Origin of the sequence: Streptomyces sp. NPDC006332 (genome assembly GCF_040612855.1) — a bacterium.
GTDB lineage: Bacteria > Actinomycetota > Actinomycetes > Streptomycetales > Streptomycetaceae > Streptomyces.
The window spans coordinates 73,289-88,266 of sequence record NZ_JBEXRA010000019.1 but is presented as its reverse complement, the minus strand read 5'-3'; the positions used below and the strand labels follow the sequence as shown (position 1 = coordinate 88,266).

Here is a 14,978-nt window from a genome sequence, read left to right as displayed (position 1 = left end):
GACGTGACAACATGCCGTCATGTCCTCCGCACTGACCGATCTCTTCCCTTACCCGATCGTGCAGGCCCCCATGGCGGGCGGCGTCTCCGTACCGACGCTCGCCGCCGCCGTGTGCGAGGCCGGCGGGCTCGGGTTCCTCGCTGCCGGGTACAAGACGGCCGACGGCCTGTACCAGGAGATCAAGCAGCTGCGGAGCCTCACCACCCGCCCCTTCGGCGTGAACCTCTTCCTGCCGCAGCCGGAGTATGCGGACCCCGCCGCGGTCGACGTCTACACCCACCAGCTGGCCGGCGAGGCCGCCTGGTACGAGACCGAGCTCGGCGACAAGGACAGCGGCCGCGACGACGGCTACGAAGCCAAACTCGCGGTGCTGCTCGACAACCCGGTCCCGGTGGTCTCCTTCCACTTCGGCGTCCCCCAGCCGGACGTCCTGGACTCGCTGCGCCGGGCCGGCACCCTCACCCTCGTCACCGCGACCACCGCCGAGGAGGCCCTCGCCGTGGAACGGGCCGGCGCCGACGCGGTGATCGCGCAGGGCGTGGAGGCGGGTGGCCACCAGGGCACCCACCGGGACATCCCCGAGACCGACGGCTCGGGCATCGGGCTGCTGTCGCTGGTCGCCCAGATCCGCGAGACGGTACGGATCCCGATCGTCGCCGCCGGCGGCATCATGCGCGGCAGCCAGATCGCCGCCGTACTCGCCGCGGGCGCGTCCGCGGCCCAGCTCGGCACGGCGTTCCTCGCCACCGCCGAGTCCGGCGCGAACGCCGTCCACAAGCACGCGCTGACCAACCCCCTGTTCGTCCGCACGGAGCTGACCCGCGCCTTCTCCGGCCGGCCGGCCCGCGGCCTGGTCAACCGCTTCCTGCGCGAGCACGGCCCGTACGCGCCCGCCGCCTACCCGGAGATCCACCACCTCACCTCGCCGCTGCGCAAGGCGGCCGCCAAGGCGGGCGACGCGCAGGGCATGGCGCTGTGGGCGGGACAGGGCCACCGGATGGCCCGCGAACTGCCCGCGGGGCAGCTGGTCGAGGTGCTGGTGGCCGAACTGGCCGCCGCGAAGGCGGCGTTGTCGTCCTGCCCGGCCACGGGTGACGTCTGATGACCGCGCCGGTCTTCGTGGTCGACCCGCTCGAGCTCCCCGACTTCTGCGGCGGGGAGCTCGTCCTCGACGGCCCGGAGGGACGGCACGCCGTCTCCGTGAAACGTCTGCGGCCCGGCGAGGACGTCGTCCTCACGGACGGGCGCGGGCGCTTCGCCGAGGGGGCCGTCAAGGCCGCCGAGGGCAAGGACCGGCTGGTCGTCTGCGGTCTGGAGATTGTCGAGGAGGAGCCGCGGGAACAGCCGCGCATCACCGTCGTCCAGGCACTGCCCAAGGGCGACCGGGGCGAGCTGGCCGTCGAGACGATGACCGAGACCGGCGTCGACGCGATCGTGCCGTGGGCCGCGTCCCGCTGCATCACGCAGTGGAAGGGCGACCGCGGCGCGAAGGCGCTCGCCAAGTGGCGTGCCACCGCCCGCGAGGCCGGCAAGCAGTCCCGCCGGGTCCGCTTCCCCGAGGTCGCGGAAGCGGCGACGACCAAGCAGGTCGCGGCACTTCTCGCCGAGGCCGACTTCGCCGCCGTACTGCACGAGGACCGCGTCTACGACAGTGCGCCGCTGGCCACCGCCGAACTCCCCACCGAGGGCGAGATCGTGCTGGTCGTCGGCCCCGAAGGGGGCGTCTCCCCTGAGGAGTTGGCGCTCTTCGCCGAGGCGGGTGCGAAGGCGTACCGGCTGGGCCGTACCGTGCTGCGTACCTCGACCGCGGGCACGGCCGCGACCGCACTGCTCCTCGGCCGCACCGGCCGATGGTCCTGACCGACCCTGACTGACCCTGACCGACAAGGGGAACACGGTGGAACTCGCCCAGGTACGGCTCCTCGTCTCCGACTTCGCCGCCTGCTACCGCTTCTACGACGAAGTCCTCGGCCTGAAGCCCCAGTCGGGGGCGGCGGACGGACCGTACGAGAAGTTCAGCGCCGCCACCGGCGCGGCCGGTGTCGCCCTCCAGGACCGGGCCATGATGGCCGAGATCCTCGGCGAACTCGGTGACCCGGCCGCCGGTCACCGCTCCCTGGTCGTCCTGCGCGTCGACGACCTCGACGCCTACTGCGAGCAGATCACCGGGCGCGGGGCCTGCCTCCTGCACGGCCCGTCCCCCATGACGGACCGGATGCGCGTCGCCCACCTCAAGGACCCCGAGGGCAACCTGGTGGAGCTTCAGGAGTGGCTGCTGCTGCGCGGCTGACGGGGCCTGCGCTCCGGGGCGCGTGAGTGGCCGTATGCGCTCTACCGTCGTGGGCCGGACGGTGGCAGGCTTCCCTTCATGGGGGCGTTGAGACGGACTTGGCGTCGGCCACGCGGACAGCGGGTGGTGGCCGTGGCGGGACTCGCCGTGGTCGCCGTGGGCGGAGTCGTGGCCTGTGAGCCGGGCGGGCTGAACACCGCGACGGTGGCCTATACGACGGATCAGACCGTGACGGCCGAGCTGGAGCGGCAGAAGGCCGACGTACGGTGGCTCAACTGCACGGCCTCGTACGACGACGGGGCGAGCCCGAGCCCGAGCGAGCACACCGTGGCCTCCGTCGACTGCAAGGGCGAGACGGACGACGGCAAGGACATCACCGTCACCGGCAAAATCACGCGTGCCGTCAGCGGCGCCTGTGTGCGCGGGGATCTGACCGCCAAGATCGACGGCAGGCAGTGGTTCCACGTGAACGGGCTCGGCAACTGCGAGGCGAAGACCACCCCGCCCGTCAGCCGGCCCGGACAGCCCGGGCCCACCGTCACGGTGACCGTCACCAGGACCGTCTGGTGCCAGGTCGACCCCTCCTGCCGACCCGTCGAGGGCAAGTGATCTTCCGGTGGCGGCGATTGGCCAAGTGATCGAAACCCCTGTTCTCGGGCGACGCGCGTGCATAGGGTGATCGGGTGACACAGCCAGCGACGTCGCCGTCTCCCGCGTACTTCCGGTATCCGCACCTGCACGGCGAGTCGGTCGCCTTCACCGCCGAGGACGACGTGTGGCTCGCCCCGCTCGACGGCGGCCGGGCCTGGCGGGTGAGCGCCGACAACGTGCCGGTGACCCACCCCAGGATCTCCCCCGACGGCACCACCGTCGCTTGGACCAGCACCCGCGACGGCGCCCCCGAGGTGCACATCGCCCCGGTCGACGGCGGCCCCGGCAAGCGCCTCACCCACTGGGGCAGTTGGCAGACCCAGGTACGCGGCTGGACCCCCGACGGCCAGGTCCTCGCGGTCACCACACACGGCCAGGCGAACCTGCGCCGCAAGTGGGCGCACGCCGTCCCGCTCGACGGCGGACCGGCCACCCGACTGCCGTACGGCCTCGTCGGCGACGTCGCCCACGGGGATTCGGGCACGGTCGTGGTGTCCTCACCCATGGGACGCGAGGCGGCCTGGTGGAAGCGCTACCGGGGCGGCACGGCGGGCAAGCTGTGGATCGACCGGGACGGCGACGGCGAGTTCGTCCGGCTGCACGAGGAGCTGGACGGGAACCTCGAGTACCCGGTGTGGGTGGGGGGCCGGATCGCGTTCCTGTCCGACCACGAAGGCGTGGGCGCGCTGTACTCCTCCCTCCCCGACGGCTCCGACCTGCGACGGCACACCCCGCTCGAGGGCTTCTACGCCCGGCACGCGGCCGGCGACGGCACCCGGGTCGTGTACGCCAGCGCCGGAGAGCTGTGGATCCTCGACGACCTGGACGGCGCCGAACCGCGTCGGCTCGACATCCGTCTCGGCGGTCAGCGCGTCGACCGGCAGCCGTTCCAGGTGAACGCCGCCCGCTGGTTCGGCTCCGGCGCCCCCGACCACACCGCCCGCGGCAGCGCGATCGGCGTCCGCGGTGCCGTGCACTGGGTCACCCACCGTTCCGGCCCCACCCGCGCGCTCGCCGCCGAGCCCGGCGTACGGGCCCGGCTGCCGCGCACCTTCCGCGCGGACGGCGAGGAATGGGTGGTGTGGGTGACGGACGCGGAGGGCGACGACGCCCTGGAGTTCGCGCCCGCCACCGGCCTCGCCCCCGGCGCCACCCCCCGCCGCCTCGCCGCCGGACAGCTCGGCCGCGTCCTCGGGCTCGCGATGGCACCCGACGGCAGCCGGGCCGCCGTCGCCGCGCACGACGGACGCGTACTGCTCGTCGAGCGGGAGACCGGCGAGGTCCGCGAGGTCGACCGCAGCGAGGACGGGGACGTCTCCGGCCTGGTCTTCTCACCCGACTCCAGCTGGCTCGCCTGGTCGCACCCCGGCCCGCTCCCGCTGCGTCAGCTGCGGCTCGCCAACACCACCGACCTGTCGGTCACCGAGGCGACCCCGCTGCGCTTCCAGGACTACTCCCCGGCCTTCACCCTGGACGGCAGGCACCTCGCCTTCCTGTCCAACCGCTCCTTCGACCCGGTCTACGACGAGCACGTCTTCGACCTGGCCTTCGTGGTCGGTGACCGCCCGCACCTGATCACGCTGGCGGCGACCACGCCCTCGCCGTTCGGTCCGCAGCGGCACGGCCGCCCCTTCGAGGCGCCCGACAAGGACGAGACCCCGGAGAGCGAGGGCACCCCGGCCACCCGGATCGACCTGGAAGGCCTGGCCGACCGGATCGTGCCGTTCCCCGTGGAGGCGGCCCGCTACTCCAACCTGCGGGCCGCCAAGGACGGGCTGCTGTGGCTGCGGCACCCGGTACGCGGAGTGCTCGGCTCCTCCCGGGCCACCCCCGACGACCCGGACCCGCACACCGAGCTGGAGCGCTACGACCTCGCCCAGCAGCGCATCGAGCATCTCGCGGTCGACGTCGACCACTTCGCGGTCAGCGGCGACGGCAAGCGGGTCCTCCTCTGGACGGGCGATCGCCTGAAGGTCGTCCCCAGCGACCGGCGCGCCTCGGGCGACGACGACAGCGACACCAACATCACCGTCGACCTCACCCGGATCCGGCAACTCGTCGACCCGTCCGCCGAGTGGCGGCAGATGTACGACGAGACCGGCCGGGTCATGCGGGACCACTTCTGGCGCGCGGACATGAGCGGCGTCGACTGGGCCGGCGTCCTCGACCGCTACCGCCCCGTCCTGGACCGGGTCGCCACCCACGACGACCTGGTCGACCTGCTCTATGAGGTCCAGGGCGAACTCGGCACCTCGCACGCCTACGTCATGCCGCGCGGCGGTCACGGCGGCGGGCCCCGCCAGGGGCTGCTGGGCGCGGACATCTCCCGTCACCAGGACGGCCCCGACGGGTCGGCGCGGTGGCGCATCGACCGCATCCTGCCGACCGAGACCTCCGATCCCGGCGCCCGCTCCCCGCTCGCCGCGCCCGGCGTCGCGGTCCGCGCCGGGGACGCGATCGTCGCGGTGGGTGGCGTCCCGGTCGACCCGGTGACCGGGCCCGGCCCCCTCCTCGTCGGTACGGCGGGCCACCCGGTCGAGCTGACCATCTCGCCGTCCGGCGGCGGCGAGGTACGGCACGCGGTCGTCGTCCCGGTCGCCGACGAGGAACCCCTGCGCTACCAGGCCTGGGTCGCGGACCGGCGGGCGTACGTGCACGAGAAGTCCGCCGGCCGCCTCGGATACCTGCACGTCCCCGACATGCAGGCGCCCGGCTGGGCCCAGATCCACCGTGACCTGCGGGTCGAGGTCGCCCGCGAGGGCCTGGTCGTCGACGTCCGTGACAACCGGGGCGGGCACACCTCCCAACTCGTCGTGGAGAAACTCGCCCGGCGGATCGTCGGCTGGGCGGTGCCGCGCGGGATGCGGCCGTACAGCTATCCGCAGGACGCGCCCCGCGGGCCGATCGTCGCCGTCGCCAACGAGTTCTCCGGCTCCGACGGGGACATCGTCAACGCGGCGATCAAGGCGCTGGGAATCGGCCCCGTGGTCGGTACCCGCACCTGGGGCGGCGTGATCGGGATCGACAGCCGCTACCGCCTGGTCGACGGCACCCTCATCACCCAGCCGAAGTACGCCTTCTGGCTGGAGAACTACGAATGGGGCGTGGAGAACCACGGCGTCGACCCCGACGTGGAGGTCGTACAACGCCCCCAGGACTACGCGGCGGACAGGGACGTCCAACTCGACGAGGCCATAAGGCTGGCCCTGGAAGCACTGGAGAACAGCCCCGCAAAAGCCCCGCCCACTTTGCCCACCTAAAAGGGGCGCGGGGCTGTATCGATGTGCGGCTCCGCCGCGTGGGCGCGACCAGCCCCAGACCACCCGCACCCGACGACGATACGATGCCCCACGAGATCATTCCCGCTAACCCCCGGAGGGACCATGGCAGGGGAACCCCAGGACGACTGCCTGTTCTGCAAGATCGTCGCGGGTCAGATCCCGGCGACGATCGTCCGTGAGACAGACACGACCGTCGCGTTCCGGGACATCAACCCCCAGGCACCCACCCACGTCCTGGTGATCCCGAAGGCCCACCACGTGGACGCCGCCGCGCTCGCCACCGAGGCCCCGCAGCTCGCCGCCGACGTCCTGCGCGAGACGAAGGCCGTCGCCGACGACGAGAAGCTGGAGAGCTACCGCACCGTCTTCAACACCGGCAGCGGCGCCGGCCAGACCGTCTGGCACGCCCACGCGCACGTCATCGGCGGTCGCGGCATGCAGTGGCCCCCCGGGTGAGCCGTCGTGTCCGTACGTGAGTTGGTGGTCCTCGGCACCGCGAGCCAGGTCCCGACCCGGCACCGCAACCACAACGGCTACCTGCTGCGCTGGGACGGCGAGGGAATCCTCTTCGACCCCGGCGAGGGCACCCAGCGCCAGATGCTGCGCGCCGGGGTCGCCGCGCACGACCTGAACCGGATCTGCGTCACGCACTTCCACGGCGACCACTCGCTGGGCCTCGCCGGGGTCATCCAGCGGATCAACCTCGACCAGGTCCCGCACGAGGTCACCGCCCACTACCCGCGCTCCGGGCAACGGTTCTTCGACCGGCTGCGATACGCCACCGCCTACCGCGAGACGGTCGAGATCGTCGAGGCGCCGGTCGCGGCCGACGGCGTGATCGCGACGACCGGCGGCCACACCCTTGAGGCCCGCAAGCTCTCCCACCCCGTCGAGTCGTACGGCTACCGCCTCGTCGAGCCCGACGGCCGCCGCATGCTGCCCGACCGGCTCACCGCGCACGGCATCAAGGGCCCCGACGTCGGCCGGCTGCAACGTGACGGCGTCCTCGACGGCGTCAGCCTCGACGACGTCAGCGAGACGCGGCGCGGGCAGCGGTTCGCGTTCGTCATGGACACCCGGCTGTGCGACGGCGTCCACGCGCTGGCCGAGGGCTGCGACCTGCTCGTCATCGAGTCGACCTTCCTCGACGAGGACGAGCGACTGGCCGTCGACCACGGTCACTTGACGGCCGGTCAGGCGGCCCGGGTCGCGCGGGACGCCGGGGTACGGCATCTGGTGCTCACGCACTTCAGCCAGCGGTACGCCGAGCCGGAGGAGTTCGAACGGCAGGCGCGTGCCGCCGGCTTCGAGGGTGAGCTGACCGTCGCCCACGACCTCCTGCGCGTCCCGGTTCCGAAACGGCGATAAACCAGCCGTACGATGCTTTGATGTCCCTCCCCAAAGCAGAACTGCACCTCCATATCGAAGGCACCCTGGAGCCGGAGCTGGCTTTCGAGCTGGCCGCCCGCAACGGTGTCGAGCTGCCCTACGCCGACACGGCCGCGCTGCGTGAGGCGTACCAGTTCGAGGACCTCCAGTCCTTCCTGAACCTGTACTACGAACTCATGGCCGTCCTGCGCACCGAGCGGGACTTCGAGGACCTCACCAACGCCTATCTCGCCCGCGCCGCCGCGCAGGGCGTACGGCACGCGGAGATCTTCTTCGACCCGCAGGCGCATCTCGCGCGCGGCGTCTCCATGGACACGGTCGTCGAGGGGCTGTGGCGGGCGCTGGGCGCCAGCGAGGCGAACCACGGCGTGTCCACGCAGCTGATCATGTGCTTCCTGCGGGACGAGTCCGCCGAGTCGGCGCTCGAGACGCTGGAGGCCGCCAAGCCCCACCTCCACCGGATCGTCGGCATCGGGCTCGACTCCGCCGAGGTCGGGCATCCGCCGGTGAAGTTCCGCGAGGTGTACCAGGCCGCCGCCGCCCTCGGTCTGCGGCGGGTGGCGCACGCCGGTGAGGAGGGGCCGCCGGAGTACATCATCGAGGCCCTGGACGTGCTCGGCGTGGAGCGGATCGACCACGGGCTGCGGTGCATGGAGGACGAGAAGCTGGTCGCCCGCCTGGTCCGCGACCGGATCCCGCTGACCCTGTGCCCGCTGTCCAACGTCCGGCTGCGGGCGGTGGACGTCCTCGCCGAGCACCCGCTGCCGGCGATGCTGGCGGCCGGGCTGCTGTGCACGGTCAACTCCGACGACCCGGCCTACTTCGGCGGTTACGCCGGCGACAACTTCGACGCCGTACGCCGGACGCTGGGCCTGGGCGAGGACCAGCTGCGGGAGCTGGCCCGCAACTCCTTCGTCGCGTCCTTCCTGGAACACGACGAGGAGCGGCGGGCGCGCTACCTGGCCGAGGTGGAGGCGTACGAGTTCTCCTAGCCGCCGTCCGTCAGGCTCCTGGGGGCGCCGACGCCTGCCGGGGGCCCGCCGTGTCGTAGGACTGCCGGGCGGGGGCGGCCGGGGCGTCGATCGGGATCTCCACGACCGGGATCTCCGCGACCGGCTGGTCGGGAACGACCTGGGCGAGCACGTCCGCCGGGGTGCCGGTCGACGCGGCGACCACGACGGCCGGCGTGCCGCGGCGACGCACCGCGCGGGACAGCAGGGGACGCCCGGTGGTGTGCAGGGCCACGGCGGTCATCGGGACGGTGATGACGAGCAGCCCGAGGGCGAGGATCACGCCCATCGCCGGGAAACCGGCCCGCGCGGACAGCAGGCTGCCGGCCAGCGGGCCCGCCGCGGTGCCGAGCGAGGACGCGGAACCGACCAGCACCGCCCAACGCCCGCGCGGGTCGAGGGAGGCGGCGAGGCCGAGCACGTACGACAGGACGATCGGGTAGAGCGTGTTCCAGGCGATCTCGCCGGTCGCGAAGCCGGTCAGGTCGGTGGCGGAGGCGCTGAGGGCGATGCAGCCCGCGATGAGGGCGGTGCCCGCGCCGACCGGCAGGGCCCGGCCCAGCCGAGACCCGAGCGCGCCCGCGCCCAGGACTCCCAGGAGACCCGCGCCCAGCGCCACGGCGAAGACGACGCCGACGGTGGCTTCGGACAGGCCCGCCTGGGTGAGACCTATGCGGCCGCTGACGCCCCACAGGGAGTTCTGCGCGAGGGACCACAGGAGCAGCGCGGCGGCCAGGACCAGCCCGGCACGGAGGTGGGGCAGCGCTTCCCGCGGGCTGCGGGCCTGCCGGGTGGCGGCCGTACGTTCCGGCAGGCGGCCGGTCACCGGCCAGACCGCCAGCGCGGTGAGGGCGATCGCGGCCGGCGGCTGCCCGTGCCCGGGGCCGAGGTGCGGCACCGTCAGGTAGACCACGCCCGCGAGGGCGGAGACGCTCAGCAGACCCAGGGTGGTGATGCGGTGCGGGTCCCGCTGGGCGGCGATTCCGGTGGCGGCGACCGTGGTGGCCGTACCGGATCCGAAGCCGCCCAGTACGGCGCCGGCGACGACCGCGGGGACGGACGAGGTGAGGGCGGCGGTGCCGTAGCCGAGGACGGCCAGCGTGAGTCCGAGGCGGGCCAGCGCCCGGGCGCCGATCCGCTCGACCCGGGAGGCGAGCGCGAAGCCCGCCGAGGCCGAACTCAGCAGCAGGGCACTGCCGACGGCGCCCGCCTGCGTGGCGGACAGCGGAAGACCGGAGTCCAGCCTGCCGACGGTGGTGGGGAGGAGGTAGGGGGCGAGGTACCCGGCCGTGAAAAGGGCAACGAGGGGCCAGGGCGTGGTGGTGCGGGCGAACACGGGCGTTCCCAGGGCATGCGAAAGAAGCGGCTCAGAAGGGGGTGGGGCGCAGGCCGTCGACGGACAGGAACGCGCGGCCAATTTGTATCAAGCACGCAGTGGGGAGAAGAAACGCGGGAGGTGTGATGTGGCACACGTTGCGTTTGGGGTGGGGGAGGCCGGGTAAACGAGAGCCTTCTTCCAGGTGGCCGTGGGTGGGGACCCCGCGGTCACCGCCAGTGCGGGGCGCCCCCCGCGCCCGGTGCCGCCGCCTCGATCTTGGCCCTGATCTCCCGCATCACCGCGACGATCCGCGCCTCGTGCTCCGGCGTCAGCCGGGCCACCGGCACCGAGCAGCTGACGGCGTCCTGGGCGGGGGAGTCGTACCGCAGGGCGAAGCCGAAGCCGACGATGCCGAGCACGCCCTCCTCGCGGTCCACGGAGTAGCCGCGGGACCGCACGCCGGCGAGGTCCGCCAGCAGGGACGACCGGTCGGTGTGCGAGTTCGGGGTGAGCGCCTCGTAGGGACCCTCGGGCAGCTCGGCGTCGTCCCGTTCGGCCAGCAGCGCCTTGCCCAGCGCGCCCGCGTGGGCCGGCAGGCGGCGTCCGACCCGGCTGATGGTCCGCAGGTACTCGTGCGACTCACGCGTCGCCAGATAGGTCACGCCCCGCCCGTCGAGCCGCCCCAGGTGGATCGTCTCGCCCAGCGCCTGGGACGCCTCGTCGAGATACGGCCGCACCACACGCACCCGCGGGTCGGAGTCGAGGTAGCTGGTGCCGGTGAGCAGGGCGTGGATGCCGATGCCGTAGAGGGAACCGGTGGCGTCCGTGCGTACCCAGCCGCGTGAGATCAGGGTCTTGAGCAGCGCGTACATCGAGCTGCGGGGCACCTCCAGTGCGTCCGCGAGCTCCTGGAGGCGCGCCGGCCGGTCACCGCGGGCGGCGAGCAGTTCGAGCAGTTCGACCGTGCGCGCGGCCGACTTCACTTCACGGACGCCGGCTGTCTCTGACATGGGTCGATGGTAAGCGGGAGTGCCCGATCCATTGACGGGGCTCGGTCGCGTATCTAACCTTCATCTTCATACGTAGATAGCGTCTACATGGGGAGATGGCCGGGAGGTGGTCGCACCCCCCCGCCCTGTCCGATCTCAAGCTGCCGCCGACCACCGGACCCGACCTCGTAGGAGCCGCCCTGTGACCCGCGATCTCACCATCACCGAGGTACGGCTGACGCCGATCCTGGTCGCCGATCCGCCGCTGCTGAACACCCAGGGTGTGCACCAGCCGTACACCCCCCGGCTGATCGTGGAGATCGTGACGGCGGACGGGATCACCGGTGTCGGCGAGACCTACGGCGACACGAAGTACCTGGAGCTGGCGCGACCGTTCGCCACCAAGCTGATCGGCCGTCAGGTCAGCGATCTGAACGGCCTGTTCACCGTCGCCGACGAGGTGGCCGTCGACGGGGCCCGCGTCACGGGGCAGGTCGACGTCGGTGGACTGCGGGGCGTCCAGACCGCCGACAAACTCCGCCTGTCCGTAGTCTCCGGCTTCGAGGTCGCCTGCCTCGACGCCCTCGGCAAGTCCCTCGGCCTGCCCGTGCACGCCCTGCTCGGCGGCAAGCTGCGGGACACGGTCGAGTACAGCGGGTACCTCTTCTACCGGTGGGCCGACCACCCGCAGGGCGTGGCCGCCGAGGAGGACGACTGGGGCGCCGCCGTCGACCCCGCCGGCGTCGTCGAGCAGGCCCGGAGGTTCACCGAGCGGTACGGCTTCACCTCCTTCAAGCTCAAGGGAGGCGTCTTCCCACCGGACGAGGAGATCGCGGCCATCCGCGCCCTGGCCGAGGCGTTCCCCGGGCACCCCCTTCGCCTGGACCCCAACGGGGCCTGGAGCGTGGAGACTTCGCTGAAGGTCGCCGAGGAACTCGGGGACGTCCTGGAGTACCTGGAGGACCCCACCCTCGGCACGCCGGCCATGGCCGAGGTCGCGGCCCGGACGGGAGTCCCGCTCGCCACCAACATGTGCGTGACGACCTTCGCCGAGATCAAGGAGGCGTTCACCCGCGACGCCGTCCAGGTTGTGCTCTCCGACCACCACTACTGGGGCGGGCTGCGCAACACGCAGCAACTCGCCGCGATCTGCCGCACGTTCGGCGTCGGGGTGTCCATGCACTCCAACACCCACCTCGGGATCTCGCTGGCGGCCATGACCCATGTGGCGTCCACCGTCCCGAACCTCCACCACGCCTGCGACTCGCACTACCCCTGGCAGTCCGAGGACGTCCTCACCGAACGGCTGACCTTCGAGGACGGCAGGGTCACCGTGTCGGACGCGCCCGGCCTCGGTGTCGAACTCGACCGCGACAAGCTCGCGCTCCTGCATCGACGGTGGTTCGACGACGACGGTTCACTGCGTGACCGCGACGACGCGGCGGCCATGCGGATCGCCGACCCGGAGTGGGCCGCGCCGCCGGTGCCGCGCTGGTAGCGGGCGCGGGGCGGACGAGCGCCACGGTGCTGGTCGAGGGGCCGGGCCGGGTGAGGGCCGCCGGACTGGACGGGCCCGACCACGGGCCCGTCGGGGCCGGTGGAGGGGCGTCGGACGGCGGGCTGGACGCGGTCTGCCGCCCGGCTCCGGTGTGACACCTGCGTGGTTGTCGGTGGCGTGGTGCAGACTGGCCTGATCCGAACCTCGTCAGGGAGCGCATCGTGATCGCGTCCACCGCGTCCATCGGAGAGGACCACCGCGACCAGCCCAGGGTCGACCCGCTGGCCGCCCTGCGCAGGCCGGACGACCCGCCCTGGGACGTCTACCTCACCGGCCCGGTGTTCCTCGACATCATCTTCACCGGGCTCGACTCCGCCCCGGTGCGCGGGACCGAGTCCTGGGCCCGCGGCATGGGGTCGAGCCCCGGAGGCGTGGCGAACATGGCCACCGCGCTGGCCAGGCTCGGCCTGCGCACCTCGCTGGCGGCCGCGTTCGGCGACGACCACTACGGCGAGTACTGCTGGGACACCCTGGAGCAGGGCGAGGGCATCGACCTCACCCCCTCCCGCAGGGCCCCCGGCTGGCACTCACCGGTCACCGTCTCCATGGCGTACGAGGGCGAACGCACCATGGTCTCCCACGGCCACGAGCCGCCGCCGGAGGAGCCCGCGCCGGACTGCCCGCCCCCCGCGCGTGCCGCCATCGCCTCCCTCACGCCCGGCACCCGCGCGCCCTGGATCGCCCAGGCCGCGGGAAAGGGCGCCCGGATCTTCGCCGACGTCGGCTGGGACGACACCGGGGCATGGGATCTGGCCGGGCTCGCCGACCTCGAACACTGCGAGGCGTTCCTGCCGAACGCGCAGGAGGCGATGCGGTACACCGGCACCGACTGCCCCCGGGCCGCGGCGCACGCGCTCACCGCTCACGTACCGCTCGCCGTCGTCACCCTCGGTGCGGACGGCGCGTACGCGGTGGACCGGCGGACGGGGGAGACAGCGGAGGTCCCGGCCATCGAGGTGGAGGCCCTCGACCCGACCGGTGCGGGGGACGTCTTCGTGGCGGGCTTCGTCACCGGCACGCTCGCGGGGTGGCCGCTCGCCGACCGGCTGGCGTTCGGCGGCCTCACGGCCGCGTTGTCCGTGCAGGAGTTCGGGGGCTCGTTGTCGGCGCCGAGCTGGTCCGAGATCGGCGCCTGGTGGCGCAAGGTGCAGTCGGTCGAAGGGCAGGAGCCGACGGCGCTGCGGCGCTACGGGTTCCTCGCGGGACTGGTGCCCGAGGAGGCCGGGCGGCCGTGGCCGTTGCGGCGGGCGGTGCCGACGATCGGGTTCGGCCGCTCGACGTGAGCGCCCTCACGGCCCTCGCCCCGGGCACCCGGCGGGGCGGTGAAAAGCCCTACGGCGTTGTCAGTGCACCGTCGTACCCTTGGTATCGCGAGGCCGCTCTCAGCTACGCGGCCGTGACGAGGAGGAACCGCAGGCCTACAGCGCCGGCCCATGACTCAGACACCCACAGCTCACACACCCGCGCAGGGGCAGGCCAAAGCGCAGTTCACCGTCCCCGCCCAGCACCCCATGGTGACCGTGCTGGGCTCCGGCGACTCCTTGCTGCGCGTGATCGAGAAGGCCTTCCCGGCCGCCGACATCCACGTCCGGGGCAACGAGATCAGCGCGGTCGGCGAGGCCGCCGAAGTCGCGCTCATCCAGCGCCTGTTCGACGAGATGATGCTGGTGCTCCGCACCGGACAGCCGATGACGGAGGACGCAGTGGAACGCTCGATCGCCATGCTCAGAGCCAGTGAGAACGGCGAGAGCGAGGGCCAGGAGACACCGGCCGAGGTGCTCACGCAGAACATCCTCTCCTCGCGCGGCCGCACGATCCGACCCAAGACCCTCAACCAGAAGCGGTACGTCGACGCGATCGACAAGCACACGATCGTCTTCGGCATCGGCCCCGCCGGCACCGGCAAGACCTACCTCGCCATGGCCAAGGCGGTGCAGGCCCTGCAGTCCAAGCAGGTCAACCGCATCATCCTGACCCGCCCCGCGGTCGAGGCGGGGGAGCGGCTCGGATTCCTCCCGGGCACGCTCTACGAGAAGATCGACCCGTATCTGCGCCCGCTGTACGACGCGCTGCACGACATGCTGGACCCCGACTCGATCCCGCGGCTGATGGCGGCGGGGACGATCGAGGTCGCGCCGCTGGCGTACATGCGCGGTCGCACCCTCAACGACGCCTTCATCATCCTGGACGAGGCCCAGAACACCAGCCCCGAACAGATGAAGATGTTCCTCACCCGTCTCGGCTTCGACTCGAAGATCGTGATCACGGGTGACGTGACCCAGGTGGACCTGCCCAGCGGCACCAAGTCCGGTCTGCGTCAGGTTCAGGACATCCTCGAAGGCCTCGACGACGTGCACTTCTCGCGGCTCACCTCCCACGACGTCGTACGGCACAAGCTGGTCGGCCGTATCGTCGACGCGTACGAGAAGTACGACAGCCAGAACGGTACGGAGAACGGCACCCACAAGGGCGCCCGTAACAAACGGAAGTAG

At 72.4% G+C, this 14,978-nt stretch carries 13 protein-coding genes; 11 read left to right on the top strand and 2 right to left on the bottom strand.

Annotated elements, in window-relative coordinates:
- Window positions 1-19: 19 nt before the first annotated feature.
- From ABZ027_RS19140 to ABZ027_RS19105, 8 genes are all read left to right on the top strand, one after another.
- Window positions 20-1,102: a nitronate monooxygenase gene (locus ABZ027_RS19140; protein WP_356769724.1), complete on the top strand. Its 1,083-nt coding sequence runs from the start codon at window positions 20-22 to the stop codon at window positions 1,100-1,102.
- Complete coding sequence (locus ABZ027_RS19135; RefSeq protein ID WP_356769722.1) at window positions 1,102-1,860, top strand: 16S rRNA (uracil(1498)-N(3))-methyltransferase; 759 nt, start codon at window positions 1,102-1,104, stop codon at window positions 1,858-1,860. Before ABZ027_RS19140 ends, ABZ027_RS19135 begins: the two co-directional genes overlap by 1 nt.
- Before the next feature lie 37 nt (window positions 1,861-1,897).
- Window positions 1,898-2,290: a VOC family protein gene (locus ABZ027_RS19130; RefSeq protein WP_356769720.1), complete on the top strand. Its 393-nt coding sequence runs from the start codon at window positions 1,898-1,900 to the stop codon at window positions 2,288-2,290.
- 78 nt (window positions 2,291-2,368) lie between these two features.
- Entirely contained in the window at window positions 2,369-2,899 is a 531-nt protein-coding gene (locus ABZ027_RS19125) for a hypothetical protein (protein ID WP_356769718.1), read from the top strand.
- A 74-nt stretch (window positions 2,900-2,973) separates the two neighbouring features.
- Window positions 2,974-6,201, top strand: coding sequence for a S41 family peptidase (locus ABZ027_RS19120; protein WP_356769716.1), 3,228 nt, complete (start codon window positions 2,974-2,976; stop codon window positions 6,199-6,201).
- A gap of 123 nt (window positions 6,202-6,324) precedes the next feature.
- Window positions 6,325-6,678 (top strand): histidine triad nucleotide-binding protein, encoded by a 354-nt coding sequence (locus ABZ027_RS19115; protein ID WP_356769714.1) that lies wholly within the window; start codon window positions 6,325-6,327, stop codon window positions 6,676-6,678.
- A 6-nt stretch (window positions 6,679-6,684) separates the two neighbouring features.
- A complete protein-coding gene (locus tag ABZ027_RS19110) occupies window positions 6,685-7,590 on the top strand; it encodes a ribonuclease Z (protein WP_356769712.1) in 906 nt (301 codons plus the stop codon).
- Between the two features lie 20 nt (window positions 7,591-7,610).
- Window positions 7,611-8,603 carry an adenosine deaminase gene (locus tag ABZ027_RS19105; RefSeq protein WP_356769710.1) on the top strand — a complete coding sequence of 331 codons (993 nt, stop codon included), beginning with the start codon at window positions 7,611-7,613 and terminating at the stop codon, window positions 8,601-8,603.
- A 10-nt stretch (window positions 8,604-8,613) separates the two neighbouring features.
- On the opposite strand, the gene ABZ027_RS19100 is transcribed toward ABZ027_RS19105, so the two are convergent.
- Both ABZ027_RS19100 and ABZ027_RS19095 read right to left on the bottom strand, forming a co-directional pair.
- A complete protein-coding gene (locus ABZ027_RS19100) occupies window positions 8,614-9,957 on the bottom strand; it encodes an MFS transporter (RefSeq protein ID WP_356769708.1) in 1,344 nt (447 codons plus the stop codon).
- A gap of 209 nt (window positions 9,958-10,166) precedes the next feature.
- On the bottom strand, window positions 10,167-10,949 hold the full coding sequence (locus ABZ027_RS19095; protein ID WP_356769706.1) for an IclR family transcriptional regulator: 783 nt from the start codon (window positions 10,947-10,949) through the stop codon (window positions 10,167-10,169).
- A gap of 181 nt (window positions 10,950-11,130) precedes the next feature.
- On the opposite strand from ABZ027_RS19095, the gene ABZ027_RS19090 reads away from it, so the two are divergent.
- The 3 genes from ABZ027_RS19090 to ABZ027_RS19080 all read left to right on the top strand — a co-directional run bounded on the left by ABZ027_RS19090 (window position 11,131) and on the right by ABZ027_RS19080 (window position 14,978).
- A complete protein-coding gene (locus tag ABZ027_RS19090; RefSeq protein ID WP_356769704.1) occupies window positions 11,131-12,426 on the top strand; it encodes a glucarate dehydratase family protein in 1,296 nt (431 codons plus the stop codon).
- 221 nt (window positions 12,427-12,647) lie between these two features.
- Window positions 12,648-13,769: a PfkB family carbohydrate kinase gene (locus ABZ027_RS19085; protein WP_356769702.1), complete on the top strand. Its 1,122-nt coding sequence runs from the start codon at window positions 12,648-12,650 to the stop codon at window positions 13,767-13,769.
- Window positions 13,770-13,919: 150 nt separating this feature from the next.
- Window positions 13,920-14,978 (top strand): PhoH family protein, encoded by a 1,059-nt coding sequence (locus ABZ027_RS19080; RefSeq protein WP_356769700.1) that lies wholly within the window; start codon window positions 13,920-13,922, stop codon window positions 14,976-14,978.